General features: G+C 65.2%; 16 protein-coding genes. 11 read left to right on the forward strand and 5 right to left on the reverse strand.

Annotated elements, in window-relative coordinates:
• The 3 genes from GXP34_11120 to GXP34_11130 form a co-directional block, all read left to right on the forward strand.
• Positions 1–1,119 (forward strand): ABC transporter permease (locus GXP34_11120; GenBank protein ID NOY56523.1); only part of this gene is annotated, 1,119 nt, incomplete at its 5' end.
• Between the two features lie 41 nt (positions 1,120–1,160).
• Positions 1,161–2,057 (forward strand): hypothetical protein, encoded by an 897-nt coding sequence (locus GXP34_11125; GenBank protein NOY56524.1) that lies wholly within the window; start codon positions 1,161–1,163, stop codon positions 2,055–2,057.
• A gap of 80 nt (positions 2,058–2,137) precedes the next feature.
• Positions 2,138–2,866 carry a hypothetical protein gene (locus tag GXP34_11130; GenBank protein ID NOY56525.1) on the forward strand — a complete coding sequence of 243 codons (729 nt, stop codon included), beginning with the start codon at positions 2,138–2,140 and terminating at the stop codon, positions 2,864–2,866.
• On the opposite strand, the gene GXP34_11135 is transcribed toward GXP34_11130, so the two are convergent.
• Complete coding sequence (locus GXP34_11135) at positions 2,863–3,912, reverse strand: PQQ-dependent sugar dehydrogenase (GenBank protein NOY56526.1); 1,050 nt, start codon at positions 3,910–3,912, stop codon at positions 2,863–2,865. The two genes, GXP34_11130 and GXP34_11135, sit on opposite strands and share 4 nt — an antisense overlap.
• 239 nt (positions 3,913–4,151) lie before the next feature.
• On the opposite strand from GXP34_11135, the gene GXP34_11140 reads away from it, so the two are divergent.
• The 4 genes from GXP34_11140 (at position 4,152) to GXP34_11155 (ending at position 9,474) form a co-directional block, all read left to right on the forward strand.
• The gene (locus GXP34_11140) at positions 4,152–5,414 is read left to right on the forward strand and encodes a cystathionine gamma-synthase family protein (protein ID NOY56527.1); all 1,263 of its coding nucleotides are present in this window, start codon (positions 4,152–4,154) and stop codon (positions 5,412–5,414) included.
• Between the two features lie 72 nt (positions 5,415–5,486).
• Positions 5,487–7,664 carry an MFS transporter gene (locus tag GXP34_11145; protein NOY56528.1) on the forward strand — a complete coding sequence of 726 codons (2,178 nt, stop codon included), beginning with the start codon at positions 5,487–5,489 and terminating at the stop codon, positions 7,662–7,664.
• Positions 7,665–7,738: 74 nt separating this feature from the next.
• A complete protein-coding gene (locus GXP34_11150) occupies positions 7,739–8,122 on the forward strand; it encodes a DUF1049 domain-containing protein (GenBank protein ID NOY56529.1) in 384 nt (127 codons plus the stop codon).
• Entirely contained in the window at positions 8,119–9,474 is a 1,356-nt protein-coding gene (locus tag GXP34_11155) for an FAD-dependent oxidoreductase (GenBank protein ID NOY56530.1), read from the forward strand. The genes GXP34_11150 and GXP34_11155 overlap by 4 nt, the downstream gene beginning before the upstream one ends.
• A 1-nt stretch (position 9,475) precedes the next feature.
• Here GXP34_11155 and GXP34_11160 read toward each other — a convergent pair whose 3' ends face one another.
• On the reverse strand, positions 9,476–10,390 hold the full coding sequence (locus GXP34_11160) for a CBS domain-containing protein (protein NOY56531.1): 915 nt from the start codon (positions 10,388–10,390) through the stop codon (positions 9,476–9,478).
• A 58-nt stretch (positions 10,391–10,448) separates the two neighbouring features.
• Positions 10,449–11,219: an alpha/beta fold hydrolase gene (locus tag GXP34_11165; GenBank protein ID NOY56532.1), complete on the reverse strand. Its 771-nt coding sequence runs from the start codon at positions 11,217–11,219 to the stop codon at positions 10,449–10,451.
• Between the two features lie 42 nt (positions 11,220–11,261).
• Here GXP34_11165 and GXP34_11170 point away from each other — a divergent pair, with 42 nt between their 5' ends.
• Positions 11,262–12,053, forward strand: a complete 792-nt coding sequence (locus GXP34_11170; GenBank protein NOY56533.1) for a hypothetical protein — start codon at positions 11,262–11,264, stop codon at positions 12,051–12,053.
• 33 nt (positions 12,054–12,086) lie between these two features.
• On the forward strand, positions 12,087–12,425 hold the full coding sequence (locus GXP34_11175; protein ID NOY56534.1) for a hypothetical protein: 339 nt from the start codon (positions 12,087–12,089) through the stop codon (positions 12,423–12,425).
• 43 nt (positions 12,426–12,468) lie between these two features.
• On the opposite strand, the gene pruA is transcribed toward GXP34_11175, so the two are convergent.
• Positions 12,469–14,019, reverse strand: a complete 1,551-nt coding sequence (pruA, locus tag GXP34_11180; GenBank protein ID NOY56535.1) for an L-glutamate gamma-semialdehyde dehydrogenase — start codon at positions 14,017–14,019, stop codon at positions 12,469–12,471.
• An 82-nt stretch (positions 14,020–14,101) separates the two neighbouring features.
• On the opposite strand from pruA, the gene GXP34_11185 reads away from it, so the two are divergent.
• Positions 14,102–14,761 (forward strand): hypothetical protein, encoded by a 660-nt coding sequence (locus GXP34_11185; protein NOY56536.1) that lies wholly within the window; start codon positions 14,102–14,104, stop codon positions 14,759–14,761.
• A 38-nt stretch (positions 14,762–14,799) separates the two neighbouring features.
• Here the strand turns inward: GXP34_11185 and GXP34_11190 are convergent, their stop codons facing one another.
• Complete coding sequence (locus GXP34_11190; protein ID NOY56537.1) at positions 14,800–15,897, reverse strand: phosphoserine transaminase; 1,098 nt, start codon at positions 15,895–15,897, stop codon at positions 14,800–14,802.
• A 45-nt stretch (positions 15,898–15,942) separates the two neighbouring features.
• Here GXP34_11190 and GXP34_11195 point away from each other — a divergent pair, with 45 nt between their 5' ends.
• Positions 15,943–17,136, forward strand: coding sequence for a pyridoxal phosphate-dependent aminotransferase (locus GXP34_11195; protein NOY56538.1), 1,194 nt, complete (start codon positions 15,943–15,945; stop codon positions 17,134–17,136).
• The last annotated feature ends 11 nt before the right edge of the window (positions 17,137–17,147 follow it).

Genomic DNA, 17,147 nt, shown 5'->3' on the forward strand with positions numbered 1-17,147 from the left:
GTGCGACTCAACGTCGCCCGGCGTCCGCTGCGGGTCCTGCTGCTGGGAGTCGGCACCGCCCTCGCTGCCGCGATCTACGTCGCATCGACCCTGATCGCCAGCGCATCGGCGACCGCGGTGGTCCGGGTCTTCGACGAGCTGGCCGCGACTCGCGTCCAGGTCGACCTGCCCGTCGACTCTCGCCGGCATTCCGCCCCGGACGAGGCCGTCATCGAGCAGATACGCCGACTTCCCGACGTCGTCGACGCGGCCACCGTGTGGTTTTCCGACTCGACGCCGCTCACGTCGGTTCGCCGGCCCTGGCTCGGAGTCGACCGCCAGGTTCGCGTCTTTCGCTATTGGGGAGACACCGGCGTCATCGGTCTGAAGATCGACGGCTCGAATCCCGAACCGGCCGTCGGAACGAACGAGATCCTCATCGGGGCAGGTCTGCGGGGGCGACTCGGCATCGATGTCGGCGACGACCTCGAGTTGAACGGACGGCCTGTCCGCGTCGTGGGAGTGATCACCGAGTCGCCGCAGCTCACCGATCTGCTGCTTGGCGTGCTTTCCGTCGAACCGGAGCCGAACTCGGCAGAGTCCGAGGGAGGGAAACTCGTCGTGCAGGTGCGTCTGGGAACCGCCCCGGCCGTCGCCGAGGTCCTCCCCTGGATTCTGGTCCCCGGCGCACCCGAGGTGGTGCTGGTGCGATACCCGCCGGAAGCAACACGGCTTCGCAACGCCGTAGTCACCAAGGTCGACGCTCTCGCCGCCGCCATCGCCGCCGCCATCTTGATCGCGAACGGCCTGGGAGTGGGAGCTGCGGCGATCGCGTCGGTCATGGAGCGCTACCGGGATATCGGGTTGCGTCGAGCGCTCGGCGCCTCTCGTGGCGGGATTGCCGCCATGGTCGCCGCAGAACTCGCCGCGATCGCTCTCGTCGCCGTCCTGGGCGGGTGGGCGGTCGGAGTCACCGCCGCCTGGGTGTATGACATCGGTCGCGGGCTTCCGTTCGTGTACCCAGGTGCAATCGTCGGGCTCGGTGTCGGGACGGCGTTCATCGCCACCGTACTCGCCGCCGTCCCCGCGGCGGCGAAGGCAAGCCGGATCGAACCTGTGGAGGCCCTTCGGTCCACGTGACTCTCGCACCGCCGCCGGGCCGCCGCGTGTAGGTTGACCGTATGGACTTCTCCGAGCTTCGGCGCTTCGTCTTCCCTGCCCACGAGAGAGGTGAGTATCAGGCGGCCCTCGACGCCATCGAGCGCTACGAGACGACCGATCCCGACGAGATCGTCGACGTCGCCTTCTGGCATGTGTGTCTGCTGTCGCTACTCGGGCGAACCGATGCGGCGTGTGCCGAGTTCGCCCGCACACTGGACGGGGGGCTCTGGTGGAGCGAGCGGATGATCGCCGATCACGACCTCGACGCGGTGCGCGACGATCCGAAGTGGCAGCGGCTGGCCGCCGTCAGCATCGCACGAGAGTCACAGGCATCGGCCGGACCGTTCAGACCACTCGACATTCGGCCGGACGGCGAGCTCGTGGGGACGCTGGTGCTGCTGCACGGGTTCGGATGGCGTCCGCACTCGATCCTCGACCGGTACCGGCCGGCACTCGGCTGGGGCTATCGACTGATCGCCCTCCACGGCACCGTGCCCGTCGCCGCGGGACAGTTCGCCTGGCCCGCCGACGATGCCGAAGCCGTCGTGATCTCGCAGCTTCACGACGTCGGTACTCCGGAACACCCCGTCCTCTCCGGGTTCTCCCAGGGTGCGGGCATCGCCGGTCATCTCGCCTGGTCGGGCCGGGTCGACGCCGTCGGTGTCTTCCTGGTGGCACCATCCTTCGGGCCCCGTGGCATCCCGACCCCGGATTCGGTGACCCGTCGCATCCCCACCGTCATCCTCGCCGGGGACGAGGATCGTCGCATCGACAAGATCCGCCGGGCCGTAGCGAATCTCGAAGCCTCCACGGTTCCGGTCCGGTACGACGAGCGTCCCGGCCTCGGCCACGACTGGCCCGACGACTTCGCCGAGACCCTCGAGGCGACGCTGCGCCGGCTACAGGATTCCCGCTGACGGGGCACTGCCACGGCCATGGCCCGGCCGCCCGTCTCGCAACGACCCGACGCTCCCCGGTCTCCGGTACCCTGCGACCCGTGGACACGAAGACCCTCTCACGCAGGCCGGCGCTGCCTATCCGGCCGTGGCGCAGGCATGTCACCGGCGAGACGATTGCCACCGGTGCCGCCGGGGCGGTGTTGGGCGGCGCGACGCTGGCACCGATCGGCCTCGGTGTGCCGGGGGCGATCATCGGTGGCCTGAACGGCATGATCTCCGGGAAGCGCCGCATCTACGACTGGCATCGTCCGTCGGGATGGGCGGCGTTCGTCCTCGATTCGACGTGGGGCCTCATCGGCTCCGGCGCCGGCCTCGGGGTGCACGCGTTGCAGCAGCTCCGCCGGGACAGGGGCGGGTACCGGGCCGACCTCAGCGCCCGCAAGGGCCGTCATGTGTACGAGACGGGGGTGACGATGCGCAAGGGGTTCACGATGGCCGCGGGCAACACGGTCACGAACCTCGGCAAGGGCCAGGCCCGGATAGACCTGCTGGAGCGCCACGAGATGCTGCACGTGTGGCAGTCCCGCCTGCTCGGTCCGCTGTTCCCTGCGATCTATGGACTCTGGATGATCGGTGGCGCCGCGGTGGGCACCGCCCTGGCACTGGGGCGTGGAGAGGATCTGCGACGGACGGTCGACACGATCGCCTACTACGACAACCCGTTCGAGTACTGGGCGTACCGCCGCCAGGGCCTCTGGCCTCCACCAAACACGCACCCGCGGTACGTCTGGAGCGGTCGCAAACGTCCACCGGTGACGCCCGTCTAGCGCACCGGCACCATCCGGAAGATCGTTCCGTCGCGGGTCACGACGAGCAGTTCGCCGTCCCCGTCGAGGCCGAACGAAGTGACGTTCCCGATCGACTCGGCCCACTGCCGCTCGTCGGTCGCCACCCCGTCCTCGTACCGGAAGCTTCGGATCCACCCCGAGCAGTAATCCGAGTAGAAGTAGTCGCCGGCGAGTTCGGGGATCGCGATGCCCCGATACACATACCCGCCGGTGATCGAACAGCCCTGCGAATGGTCGTACTGGAGCACCGGCAACGTCAGCCCTTCGGTATCACATCCCTTGGACGGCCTGTAACAGTGGTCCCCTTCGACGACCGGCCATCCGTAGTTCAACCCGGCCGCGTTCGCCGGCGCCACATCGACCTCTTCGTACTTCTCCTGACCGACGTCGGCGATGTAGAGCAGCCCACCGTCGAACGAGAATCGCCACGGGTTCCGGAGCCCGTACGCCCACACCTCCGGCGCACCGCCACCGTGGACGAACGGGTTGTCGGGCGGGATGACGTAGCGGTCCTCAGGAGTCACGTCGAGCCGAAGCAGCGTCGCCAGCAGCGTGTCGGGGCGCTGGCCGTTGCCGAACTTGTCCCCCGCAGCTCCCCCATCGCCCAACCCCACGTACAGGTATCCGTCCGGTCCGAAGGCCACCATGCCACCGTTGTGGTTCGACGCCGGCTGAGGGATCTCGAGCAGCACCGCCGCGGAAGCAGGATCGAGAACCTCTCCGGCGAGCCGATACGAGGCCACGACCGTCTTGCCGCCGGAACCGGTGTAGTCGACGAACACACGAGGATCGTCCGGGTAGTTCGGGTGGAACGCCATGCCGAGCAGACCCCGCTCGTTGCCCTTCCGATCGACGACGTCCCGGATGTCCAGGAACAGGGTCTTCTCGTCACCGTCGAGCATCCAGACCCGACCGGCCTGCTCGACGACGAACAAACGTGGATCTCCGGGAGACGCCGTGGCGAACAAGGGGTCGACCAGGCCCGTCGCGACGGCTTCGAAGCCGACTCCTTGGAGCGGTGGCAGAGTGGTGGTCGTCGTCGACGTCGGAGCGGTCGGGGTGGTCGTGATTGTCGTGGTCGTCGTCGAGACCGGGGAGGCCGTCGTCGTAGATGCCGTCGTCGTCACGGTCTCGGGAACGGTTGTGGAAACCGGTTCCGAACCCGGAGAGCACGCGGCAACGAGCAGAAACCCGGCGATGACCACACGGCGCATGCAGGCACCCTATCGTTGGAGTAGATGTTGCGCATCCGAGAGGAGCGGTCATGAAGTGGGACGACACCATCGACGGAAAGCACCTCCACCCCGAGAGCCTCATGATGAGCTACGGCTACAAGCCGGAGTGGTCCGAAGGCGCAATCAAGAGCCCGATCTTCCAGACCTCGACGTTCGCATTCGAGAGCGCGGAGGAGGGAAAGGCGTTCTTCGAAGTCGCCACCGGCAAGCGCCCGCCGGAGCCGGGAGAGAAAGTCGGGCTGATCTACAGCCGCCTCAACAATCCGGACCTGGAGATCGCGGAGGACCGGCTCTGCCTGTGGGACGGCAGCGAAGACGCACTCCTGTTCAAGAGCGGCATGGCGGCCATCGCCACCACGCTGTTCACCTACCTTCGTCCGGGAGATCTCATCCTGCACAGCGAACCGCTGTATGGCGGCACCGACCACCTCGTGAACAGCGTGCTCCCCGAGTTCGGCATCGGATCGATCGGATTCTTCCCCGACGAGACCCACGAGGAGATCCGGCGCCGGGTGACCGAGTCCGGGAACCGCCTCGGCATGATCTTCATCGAGACCCCGGCGAATCCGACGAACGCGCTCTTCGACATCCAGGAGTGCGCAACGGTCGCCAACGCAACATCGACACCGGAACGCCCCGTGCCCCTCGTCGTCGACAACACGTTCCTCGGTCCGCTGTTCCAAAGGCCGCTCGATCACGGTGCAGATCTGGTGATCTACAGTGCGACCAAGTACCTGGGTGGTCATAGCGATCTGATCGCGGGAGCCGTGCTCGGCTCGAAAGCCCTCATCGGCCCCGTCCGGGGGATGCGCACGTACCTGGGAACACATTCCGGACCATGGAACGGCTGGTTGCTCATGCGCAGCCTGGAGACACTGTCGCTGCGCATGCACAGGGAGGCCGACACGGCGCGTGAGGTTGCCGACTTCCTCCGCTCGCATCCGAAGGTGAACTACGTCAACTATCTCGGGTACCTGGAGCCCGGGGATCCCCAGCACGACATCTTCGTCAAACAGTGTCTGGGCGCCGGTGCGATGATCTCCTTCGAGGTACAGGGCGGCGAGCAGGGAGCGTTCCGGTTCCTGAACGCTCTCAAGCTGATCCACCTCGCGGTCAGTCTGGGCAGCAACGAATCACTGGCGGAACATCCGGGTGCGATGACGCATGCCGGCGTGCCGGACGTGGACAAGAAACGGTACGGAATCACCGATGGGCTGGTTCGCGTCTCGGTGGGAGTCGAGCATCCCGATGATCTGATCCTCGACCTGTCGCAGGCGCTCGACACCGTCTGACCCGACAGGGATGGTCGCCGCACGCGCACCCTCCTCACCGCTAGCCTGCCATTGCCGAGCACAGGAGAGGGAATGGCAGCGTTGACTCCCGCGTACGAAGGTCTCCCAGACAAGGAGTACCGGCGCAGGATCAGAGCCTGGACCCTCTACGACTGGGCAAACTCTGCGTTCGCCACGACGATTCTCGCCGCAGTGCTGCCCGCCTACTACAGCTCCGTCGCGGGAGCGACCCTCCCGAGCGCGGCAGTCGCCACCGCGTATTGGACGACGACCCTCAGCATCTCGCTGATCATCGTCGCCTTTCTGTCCCCCGTGCTCGGCACGATCGCCGATGTGATGCGGGGCAAGAAGAAGTTCCTTTCGATCTTCGTCGGCATGGGCGTCGTCGGCACGGGGCTTCTGGTCCTCGTCACCACCGGCGATTGGGTCCTCGCATCGGTGTTCTTCATCCTCGGACGGGTCGGATTCGCCGGCGCCAACGTCTTCTACGACGCCTTGCTGCCACATGTTGCCCGTCCCGAAGACCAGGACGTGGTCTCGACACGTGGCTATGCGATCGGCTACCTGGGAGGCGGACTGCTGCTCGCCGTGAACGTGGTCATGATCTTCGTGCTCGGCCCGGGAATCGGGGCCCGGCTTTCGTTCGTCTCCGTGGCGATCTGGTGGGCGATCTTCTCGATTCCGTTGTTCCGCCGCGTCCCCGAGCCGCCTGCGGCCTCTGCTCCGCACGAGCGGGGAACGAGCATCATCACGGCCAGCCTGAAACGCCTCGGTACGACATTCCAGCACCTTCGCAAGTACCGTCATCTCTTCCGATTCTTGATCGCGTTCCTCATCTACAACGACGGGATCGGAACGATCATCAGTGTCGCCGTGATCTACGGGACCGAGCTGGGATTCAAAACCACCGAGTTGGTCCTCGCCATCCTGCTCGTGCAATTCGTGGGTATCCCCTTCAGTTTGATCTTCGGCCGGATCCCCGGCCGCAAGGATGCCAACCGGGCCATCTACCTGGCCTTCATCGTGTTCAACATCGTGGCCCTTCCGCTCGTCGGTGCCATCGGCGCAAGAGTTCTCCCCGCCGACACGACCGGAGCCCCTCCCGCCCCCTACGAGACCGTCGGTACTGCACTGGGAGAGGGAAGCTACGGGATCGATGCGATCACCTTCGACGGGAGCTGGACCGAGATACCCGTCGAGACGGTTGCGGATGCGACGCATGGACTCACCAGGGTCGCCGAGACTGCGGCACCGATCCTGCTGCTCATCGGCCTGATCGCTCTCGCCGCGGCATGGGTGCTGGGCATCAGACGACGAAGGAATCCGACCTCCAGCCTCTGGACCGTTCTCACTCCGTTGCTCACCGGGATCGCCGCGCTGCTCATCGCCGCCCTCGCCGAGCTTCTGATACTGACGGCCTCGAATCCGATCCCCTACTCGGCCGCCGCAGACTCCTCATCGACGGCAACGTTCACCTTCAACGGCCGGCGGGTCGAGATCATCCACAGCACAGGGCCCGATCTGGGAGTTTGGGTCGTGTCGATGGACGGGCGACCGCTCATCGAAGACGGTGAGCCGGTCACCATCGACGCCACGACCCCCACGACGCGATACGGGGCGCAGGTGACCATCGACGCGGGCACTCCCGGGACGCACGAACTCACACTCCAAGCGTCCGGCGACGGGCGACTCGCCATCGGAGAGATCAAGGTCCTTGCCCCGCTGCGGACCAGCAACCTCGGCGTCATCCTCGGTCTGATCCTCGTGGTCGAGATCCTCGGTCTCGCCCTCTCTGCCCTATTCGGCAAGACCTTGTTCTCGAAGCTCGCAGATGCGATGACCACGAAGCGGGCGATCATCCTTGCGATCGGTGCATACGCGATCATCGCCGTGTGGGGTTTCTTCCTCGACGCCATCTTCGAGTTCTGGTTCCTCGCATGGATGGTTGCAGTGGTACAGGGCGGAAGTCAGGCCCTCAGTCGAAGCATGTACGCATCGATGTCACCCGCCTATGAGAGCGGCGAGTTCTTCGGGTTCTTCTCGGTCATGTCGAAGTTCTCTTCGATCCTCGGCCCGGTCATCTTCGCCGGTGCCGTCGCCCTCACCGGAAGCAGCCGACCCGCGGTCCTGAGCCTCGTGGTGTTCTTCATCGTCGGCATCGCAATCCTCAAAACCGTCGACGTCGACGAAGGACACAGGATCGCCGTGGAGGCCGATGCCGCGATCGAGCGGGGCACGGCGGACGCCTGACCGATGGGAGGGAACCGATGTGACGAACCGCCGTTGCTCGGCGGACTCCTAACCTGTGGTCGAAAGGAGCTGCCGTGACACCCGACAAGGACACCAACGAAACATCTTCATCGCCGCAGCCGGATACGGAACCGGCCCCATCGCAGACCGAGCCGGTCGTACCGGAGGAGCAACCGGCCCAGAAGAAGGTCTACGTCGGTGCAGGAGTGTCGTGGCCGATCATCTTCGGCGCCCTGTTGATCGTGATCGTCGCCGTCCTTGCAGCCCTCAATACGGCTGCGGTTCCTCTCGACCTGATCTTCTGGAAGGGCGAGGTTCCCCTCATTTCGATCATCCTCGGTGTCGCCGCCATCACGGTGATCATCGATGAACTGGCCGGCCTGATCTTTCGACTGCGCCGTCGCCGCCGGCTGCGTCGGAAGGACAAACTGAAGAAGCTCGAGAAGGGGACACGATGAGGCGGCTGATCGTCGTCGGTGGCGATGCCGCCGGAATGTCCGGAGCGAGCCAGGCGCGGCGGATGGATCCCGACCTCGACATCGTCGTTTTCGAGCGAACACACTGGGTGAGCTATGCGGCATGTGGCATCCCCTACTACGTAGGCGGCGATGTCCAAGAGTTGCGACGACTCCAAGCCCGGACACCGGAGCAGTTCGCCAAGATGAGCATCGACGTCCGGCTCCGCCACGAAGTCACGGCGATCGACACTTCTGCCAAGACCGTCCAAGTACGCGAGCTCGAGGCCGGCACGGACGGCATGTTCGCGTACGACCTGCTGCTGTATGCGACCGGGACAAGGCCTCTGCTTCCACCGATCCAAGGCCTGGATCTCGAAGGCGTCCATCAAGCCCGCACGCTCGACGACGCCCGATGTCTCCGGTCCGCGCTCGAGGCACAACCTCGTAATGCAGCCGTGATCGGGGGTGGGTACATCGGACTCGAGCTCGCGGAGGCGTTCCACAACCTGCACATACCGGTCACCATCTTCGAGATGGCCCCGACGCTTCTCTCACGCACGATGGACCCCGAGATGGGAGAGCTCGTCGCGTCCCAGGTGCGGGCGCTCGGCATCGAGATCCACACCGACACCCGAGTGGACGCCGTGATCGGAGACAATGGCCGCGCCGTCGGCGTCGAGGCGGCGGGAACGACCTATCCGGCCGACATCGTCGTACTCGGCCTCGGCTCGGTACCGAACGCCGCACTGGCCGACGCATCGGGTATTGCGCTCGGTCCCACGGGCGCCGTGGCCGTCGATGATCACCAGCGGACCGGCGCCGACGGCGTCTACGCGGCGGGCGACTGCGCGGAGGCAATCCACCGGGTCACCGGCGCACCGGTGAATCTTCATCTCGGCACGGTCGCGAACAAACAGGGCCGTGTTGCCGGTACCAACCTGGGAGGCGGCGACGCGGCATTCCCCGGCGTTCTCGGAACGGCCATCACGAAAGTGGCCGACATCGAGATCGCCAGAACGGGTCTCACACTCGCAGAGGCAGCCGATGCGGGCATCGATGCGGTGGCCGCAGGGTTGCGCAGCGCAACGGCAGCAGGGTATTGGCCGGCGTCGACCCCCATGAGGATTCGCACGGTGGTCGAACGCCTTTCAGGAAGACTGCTCGGTGCCCAGATCGTGGGAGGTCCCGGTGCCGGCAAGCGCATCGACACCTTCGCCACGGCCCTGTGGGTCGGGATGACCGCCGATGAGCTCGAGTACGTCGATCTGTCCTACTCACCGCCGTTCTCAGGCGTGTGGGAACCTGCCAACGTCGCGGCGCGCAAAGCTCGTCAAGCCGCCACGAGACCGTAGCTCAGATCGGAAGGACACCGATGAGCCGGCCATCGTGATCCACGATCGGGACCGGTGCTCCGTCGAAGAACGAGCCCAGGTCGCTTGCAGCATCGACGGGATCGTCGACGGAGAGGAACACGGGCTCTTCCATCACGTCCTGTACGGTCGCTCCCTCTGCGGCGTCACGAGCGGTCTCGAGGCGAAACAGGCCGACGAGACTGCCATGTGCCGCAACGGGGACGACGGAGGGACCGCCGAGTTTCACCGCCTCGGCGACGGACAGCCACGGTGCAATTGCCGTTGCCGGCTCCGCGGCATGGAAGCAACGCCGGGGGGAGCTGCGCACGACGACGATCCCCCCGGGTGCCGCGTGGATCAGTTGGCGGCCAGGCCCGAAGAACTGCCGTTGCAGCCACGAGCCCCCGGGGGCTCCCAGCACGAGCAGCGCCCCATCGTCCAGGGTCGACAGCAACCCACCGGCACTGGTGACCTGCTCCAGGCGGCGTTCGAGTGCGGGCACGTGCTCACCGATCCTGTCGAGATTCTCCCGGATGGAGACATCCTCGACCGCGTTGCGGGTGGCCGAGACCAACGATCCCGGAACGCCGAGCGCCACGGCAACCTGTTGGGCCACCCTTCCCGCGAGCAGCGAGTGCGGCCCTCCACCGACGGCGGCCATCACAGAGGTCACTTGTTTGACGTCGAACTGGTTGGAGGCGACGGAGTCGACGAGGTCGAACGACGTCAGCCGACGTTGCACGACGAGATCCGCCCTGGCCTCGATGCACTTCTCTCGCAGGTTCCCCTCTGCGAACACCGGCTTTCCGAGAATTCCCGCGAGCTCCTCGCAGCCGTCGCCACGCGTCCACAGCACCGTCCACAACTCCGGCCCGTTGCTCCGCGCCTCGCCGGGATGCCGCCGATGCCCCATCATTCGATCCGTCTGTGCTGCACGTACCCTGATCCTATCCTGATCGTGTCTGGACGGAGTTTCAGGTCCAGAACTCTCTGAGGGCATCGTTGACCCGTTCGGGGGCTTCCACCGGCGTCAGGTGTCCCGCTCCGGGCACCGTGACCAACGTGGACCCCGGGATCAGCTCCGCCATGGCCTCGGCGACCGTCGGTGGCGTCGGCTGATCCTCCTGACCGACCAGCACCAGGGTCGGGACGGTGATGGTCGCGAGGATGCCGGTACGGTCGGGTCTGCGAGCCATGCCTTCGAGCGCAGCCACGACCGTCTCGGGAGCGGTCGACTCGATCATGCCTCGCAGCCGCGCCCGCGCAACGACCGAGGCGTCCAGGGCAAGCAATCTGTCGATCAGGCCATCGACCAATGCACCCATACCCTTGTCTGCGACCTGCTCGGCCATGAGTCTTCGCCCCGCTCTTCCTTCCTCACTGTCCTCACCCGATCTCGTGTCGAACAACGACAGCGAACGGATCACCTGCGGATGTCGCTCCCACAGCGCAAGCGCCGCGTATCCACCCATGGACAGGGCGACGACGTCGGCCTGGCGATCACCGATGAATTCGGCAAGGTCGTCTGCGATCCGACTCATCGTCAGGACCCGATCACGCAACGGATCAGACCTGCCGAACCCGGGGAGATCGAGGGCGACGCATCGCCGCACCGGCGACAACGCCTCCACCTGATCCAGCCACATCCGGTGATCGAGAGGAAACCCGTGAACGAACACCGCAAGGGGACCCTGCCCTCGCTCATGGAAGGCGATCGATTGCCCTCCGATGTCTCGATACTGCATACGACCACACTACTGTCACCCCCGACTCGTACCATCTCGACCATGAGAAAACTCCTCGCGGCAATCCTGCTGGTGCTGACGGCGTGCTCTGCACAGCAGGGGACAACCGTCCTTCGCGTCATCGACGGTGACACATTGATCGTTCGACGAGGGGGAGAGAAGATCAGGGTCCGGCTGATCGGCATCAATGCCCCGGAGCACGACGAGTGCTACGGATCTCAGGCCACCCAGGCACTTCGTCACCTTGTCGATGGGCGAACGGTGACGCTGGTCACCGACACCGAAGCATCCGACCAATACGGTCGGCTCCTCGCGTACGTCTATGTGGATGGGAAACTCGCCAATCAAAGCCTCGTGGAGGACGGCTTCGCCCTGGCTCGACCCTATCCGCCCAACACCTCCCTTCAACCTGACCTCGATCGGGCGATGCAGCGTGCCAGAAGGGAGCGTGCCGGCATGTGGGCCCCTTCGGCCTGCGGGTCGAAACCGTCGGCGATCGTCGATATCGGCCGCATCTCCTTCAACCCTCCGGGCCCCGACGGCCAACACCTCGACCAGGAGACCGTGACACTCCGCAACAACCAGGAGTCCCCGATCGACCTCTCGGGATGGACGCTCAGAGACGGTTCCAGCGTTCACCGGTTCGTATTCCCCGCCGGGTTCGAGCTTCTTCCGGGCACCGGCGTCACCGTCCACACGGGTTGTGGGCGAGACGGCTCCGAAGACCTCCACTGGTGTGCCGACGGCCCCATCTGGAACAACGAAGGGGACATCGTCATGCTATTCGACGATTCGGGAGCACTTGTCTCTTCTATCACGTATTCTCCTCGGTAGACACAGATCGATAGACACAGAGAGGAGAAGGGTATGGGATTCGCAGACACGCTCAAGGGCCTGTTTGGCAAGGCGAAAGAGCAGGCCGTCGAGGCCGCGGACAAGGCGAAGGAAATGGCCGAAGACCTCAGTGAGAAGGCCGCACCGATGGTGGACAAGGCGAAGGAAATGGCCGAAGACTTCGGTGAGAAGGCCGCGCCGATGGTGGACAAGGCCAAAGACGTCGCCGCGGAGGCCTTCGACAAGGCGAAAGACGTCGCCGGAGAGGTTCGGGAGAAGGTCGAAGACAAGATGGACGAGCTGCGCGGTGCCGAAGAAGGCACACCTGCAGAAGAAGCCGCCGGCGGCACGGAAGGCACCGTCGAAGGCTGAGCACCTTCACGAAGAGGGGTGCACGGTCGTGCACCCCTCTTCGTCAGACGAGCCAGCGCTCGGCGACCGTCTTCATCTCCATGAACAGGCGCAGATAGTCGGGGCCCCCCGCCTTCGCGTTCGAGCCGGACATGTTGAAACCACCGAACGGCTGAACTCCGACCAGGGCACCGGTGATCTTGCGATTGATGTACAGGTTCCCCACGTGGAACTCCTGCCGTGCACGCTCGATGCGGTCCCGCCGCGCCGAGAACAACCCCCCGGTCAGGCCATACTGCGTGCCGTTGAAGATCTCGACGGCATGGTCGAAGTCCCTGGCACGAAGAACCGACATCACCGGTCCGAAAATCTCATGCTGTGCAATGTATGCATCCGGAGCAACGTCCGCGAATACGGTCGGCCGGATGTAGTAGCCGCCGTCGAGATCCACAGGATCCCCACCTGTCAGCAGCTTGGCTTCGCCTCGGCCCCGTTCGATGTCGGCGAGGATGTTTCGCTGCTGGACGGCACTGATCACCGCATTGACCTGCACGTTGTCTTCTGCAGGGCCCACAGGCAGGGCCGATGTGGCTTCGACGACCCTGTCGAGTATCGCGTCGTAGACGTCATCGACCACGATCAGTCTCGACAACGCCGAACACTTCTGGCCTTGGAACCCGTAGGCGCTGACGACGGCGGCGGCGGCAGCCGCATCGAGATCGGCCGTCTCGTCGACGACAAGTGCATCCTTTCCGCCCATCTCCATGTAGGCCCTCTTGAGCCAGGGCTGACCTTCGTGCACGACGGCGGCCCGTTCGGCGATCCGCAGCCCCACCTCCATGGATCCCGTGAAGTTGATGAAGCGAGTTCTCGGGTGGTCGACCAGAACATCGCCGATTTCGCTCCCGGCTCCGGGCAGGAAGTTGATGACGCCCGGAGGAAAACCTGCATCCTCGACGGCCTGCATGAACATCGCCGCCACGACAGGTGTCGTCGACGCCGGCTTGACCACGACCGTGTTCCCGGCGGCGACCGGCCCGGCGGCCATTCCGGCCAGGATGGCAAGTGGGAAGTTCCACGGTGGGATCACAACGCCTGCACCGATCGGAACCAGATGGGACTCGTTCTCCTCTCCAGGGTAGGAGAACACGGGAAGGGGCCTCGAGAACTCGATGGCCTGCCGTGCGTAGTACTCGCAGAAGTCGATCGCCTCGGCGACATCGGCCTCGGCCTCCAGCCAGTTCTTCGATGCCTCCAGAGTCTCCCACGCCGAGATCTCATACTTACGATCGCGAAGAATCGCCGCGAGCTTGACCAGGTGCCGGCCCCGTTCATCGGCGCCGAGTCGTGACCATGAGGCATAGGCGTCCCACGCGGCGAGCAGCGCACGCTCGGCAGCCTCGGTATCGGCCATCGAAACCGTGCCGATGACCTCGTCGGGATGGGCAGGGTTCAGGCTCTCGATCTCTCGATCGGTCACCACCTTCTCACCGCCGATCACCAACGGGTGGTGCGTGAATCGACCTCGAACGCCTCGAAGGGCCTCCTGGTACGCGGCCGCGTTGTCTGGATCGGAGAAATCTGAATACGGCTCATTCACGTACGGCTCGAACAATGCGCCTCCTTTTTCGGCACCCCCAGCCTATCGCGATTGCCACGGGACTCATGTGTGCAGGTAGGTTTGATTCTGCTCCATCATGAACGATCCAATCGAAGTTCTGAACACCGCGGCGAGAGATGAATGGGCGGACCCACTGGGGACCGCCGCGGCCATCGCAGAGGCGGTTCGCTCCCTCGTCGACCAGAACTGGACCGAGGGGCTCGCCGCGGTACAACAACTGCGGCGGCGACGGATGGACAGCCCGCTGGTACTCGCTGTCACGGACCCCGCATTGGATCCGGATCCGGAGCGCGTGAAAGCCGGCCTCGGCGAGGTCGAACGCAAGATTCGAGACACATCCTGGACCCAGGAACTCGGCCTTCGCCTCGCTCACCACGCTTCGCTCGGAGTTCTGTCGCTCGGCGATGCCACGTTGTCGATCCTCGAAGTCGTAGCTTTCAGAAGCTCACAGGAAACGGACCTCTTCGTCGACAGATCGTCCATCGCTCGCGGGCTCGGCTACCTGCGACTTCCGATCGTGGTCGCTCCTCCAGAGGAGGCTGCCGCGGTCCTGATTCCCGTGGCGGCGCGATTCCGGAATCGAATCTGGACGACCGCTCGAGCTGCAGACATCGCTCTCCGAGCAGAGGCGAGGGCGACGCGTATCGTGCCCGTCGTCCATCCTCTGGCCGTACTCTCCCCGCTCGCACGGACCGTGTACCGGCCGGCGGCGACCCTCATCGATGTGGAGATCTGAAGTTCGCTGCGCTCTGGCGGCCTGCCGGGCCCGACCTCTCACAGGTGGTCGACGACGTACTCGATGCTGGCGAGAAGTCGCTCGACGTCGGCAGGATCCGTCGCCGGCCACACGCCGATGCGCAGTTGATTCCTGCCGAGCTTGCGATACGCCTCCGTGTCGAGGATGCCGTTGCTGCGCAGCGCCTCCGACACGGCGGCCACATCCACCGTGAAGTCGATCGTCACGGTCACCGGTGACCGCATCGCCCGGTCCTCGACGAACGCCGAGGCGTAGGGAACCTGCTCGGCCCACTCGTACACCCGCGATGACATGGCGCGGCAGCGCTCGACCGCCCAGGAGAGGCCTCCCTGTTCGATCATCCAGCCGATCTGCGCCTCGAGCAGGAACAACGTGATCAGACCCGGTGTGTTGAGCGTCTGGTCCAGTCTGGAGTTGCGAAGCGCGCTCTCCAGATTCAGTGACGGCGGTATGGCTCTACCCGATGCCGAGATCCGTTCGATTCGATCGATGGCGGCGGGAGAGAGCAACGCGATCCAGAGTCCTCCATCGGCACCGAACGCCTTCTGCGGAGAGAAGTAGTACACATCGACCGCCCGCATGTCCACCGGGAGCGCTCCCGCAGCGGACGTGGCGTCGACCGCGACGATGCCGGACCCCGGGCGCAGCAGGGGCATCGTGACGCCGGTCGATGTTTCGTTGTGTGTCAGCGCGTAGAAATCGACCTCCGGATTCGGCTCCGGAACCGGATGGGTGCCGGGAGGCGACTCGATCACCTGGGGGGGCTCGAGATGGGGCATCCCCGCGACGACCGAAGCGAACCGTGCACTGAACGCCCCGAAGTCGAGGTGCTGGCTTCGTCGCTCGATCAGCCCGAATGCGGCCGCATCCCAGAATGCCGTTGCTCCTCCGTTTCCGAGCACGACCTCGTACCCGCCGGGAGTCGAGAAGAGCTCGGCCAGGCCGGAGCGGATGCGATGCACGACATCGCGGACTCCGGGCTGCCGATGCGACGTGCCCACGTAACGTGCGCCGATCTCGACGAGCGCATCGAGGGCTTCCGGGCGAACCTTGGTCGGGCCCGACCCGAACCTCCCGTCGGAAGGCAATAGATGGCTTGGAATCCGGATGTTCACGGCATACTCACTAAAGTCTCGGGGAGTCGTCAAACATAGCGGAACATGGGCAGGATATCTCAACGCATCGGATCAATTGCAGAGTCGAAGACCTTGGCCGTCAGCGCGAAAGCGAAGGCGTTGCGAGGAGCGGGACACGCCGTCATCGGTTTTGGAGCCGGCGAGCCCGATTTTCCCACGCCGCCGTACATCGTGGAGGCGGCAGCCAAAGCCTGCACCGTCCAGGCATATCACAAGTACTCGCCCGCCGCGGGACTCCCGGAACTTCGAGAGGCGGTCGCCGACAAGACCACCAGGGACGCGGGATTCCCGGTCACGGCCGGCCAGGTACTCATCACGAACGGAGCCAAGCACGCCGTCTTTGCGACCATGGCGACGTTGCTCGATCCGGGCGACGAAGTCCTGCTGCCTTCCCCCTACTGGGTCACCTACCCCGAAGCGATCAAGCTCGCAGGAGGGATCACCGTCCCCGTCGCGGCCGATGTCGAAAGCGGGTTTCGCGTCGACATCGACTCGCTCGAGGCGGCGTGGACGCCGAGAACGAAAGCGCTCCTGTTCATCTCCCCTTCGAACCCGACGGGCGCGGTGTACCCGCCGGAGGAGGTCGAGGCGATCGGTCGCTGGGCGGCCGAGAAGGGCATCTGGGTCGTGAGCGACGACATCTACGAGCACCTCGTGTACGGAGACGCCGAGTACCGGTCGATGCCCGGAGTCGTGCCCGCCCTCCGAGACAGGGCCGTGATCATCAATGGTGTGGCGAAGGCCTATGCCATGACCGGATGGCGGGTGGGATGGATGGTCGGACCTCCCGACGTCATCGCGGCGGCATCCAACCTGCAGTCGCACTCGACTTCGAACGTGTGCAACATCGCACAAGCCGCGGCCCTCGCTGCGCTACGGGGAGGCCTCGAGCCTGTCGTTGCGATGCGCGAAGCGTTCGACCGGCGCCGCCGCACGATGTACCGGATCCTTCGAGACATCCCAGGGATCCGTGTCCGGGAACCGGAAGGTGCGTTCTACGCCTTCCCGTCCCTCGAAGCCTTCTTGCACCGGCCCATCGGTGGACGGGTGTCGGCCACGACCGCCGAACTTGCAGAAGTCGTCCTCGAGGAGGCGCTCGTGGCGTTCGTCCCCGGCGAAGCCTTCGGTGCACCCGGATACGGCCGCTTCTCCTACGCCCTCGGGGATGAAGACCTGAACGAGGGCCTTCGCCGCCTGACCGAGCTTCTCACCGGCTGAGCCAGACACCA

The organism is Actinomycetota bacterium, assembly GCA_013152275.1.
In the GTDB taxonomy this organism is placed as follows: Bacteria; Actinomycetota; Acidimicrobiia; order Spongiisociales; family UBA4744; genus BMS3Bbin01.

What these genes read in the sequence shown, in the direction of transcription:
- GXP34_11125 (NOY56524.1), top strand. Translation starts at nt 1,161, where the DNA reads ATGGACTTCTCCGAGCTTCGGCGCTTCGTCTTCCCTGCCCACGAGAGA.
- GXP34_11140 (NOY56527.1), top strand. Translation starts at nt 4,152, where the DNA reads ATGAAGTGGGACGACACCATCGACGGAAAGCACCTCCACCCCGAGAGC.
- GXP34_11145 (NOY56528.1), top strand. Translation starts at nt 5,487, where the DNA reads ATGGCAGCGTTGACTCCCGCGTACGAAGGTCTCCCAGACAAGGAGTAC.
- GXP34_11155 (NOY56530.1), top strand. Translation starts at nt 8,119, where the DNA reads ATGAGGCGGCTGATCGTCGTCGGTGGCGATGCCGCCGGAATGTCCGGA.
- GXP34_11160 (NOY56531.1), bottom strand. Translation starts at nt 10,390, where the DNA reads ATGATGGGGCATCGGCGGCATCCCGGCGAGGCGCGGAGCAACGGGCCG.
- GXP34_11165 (NOY56532.1), bottom strand. Translation starts at nt 11,219, where the DNA reads ATGCAGTATCGAGACATCGGAGGGCAATCGATCGCCTTCCATGAGCGA.
- GXP34_11170 (NOY56533.1), top strand. Translation starts at nt 11,262, where the DNA reads ATGAGAAAACTCCTCGCGGCAATCCTGCTGGTGCTGACGGCGTGCTCT.
- GXP34_11175 (NOY56534.1), top strand. Translation starts at nt 12,087, where the DNA reads ATGGGATTCGCAGACACGCTCAAGGGCCTGTTTGGCAAGGCGAAAGAG.
- GXP34_11185 (NOY56536.1), top strand. Translation starts at nt 14,102, where the DNA reads ATGAACGATCCAATCGAAGTTCTGAACACCGCGGCGAGAGATGAATGG.
- GXP34_11195 (NOY56538.1), top strand. Translation starts at nt 15,943, where the DNA reads ATGGGCAGGATATCTCAACGCATCGGATCAATTGCAGAGTCGAAGACC.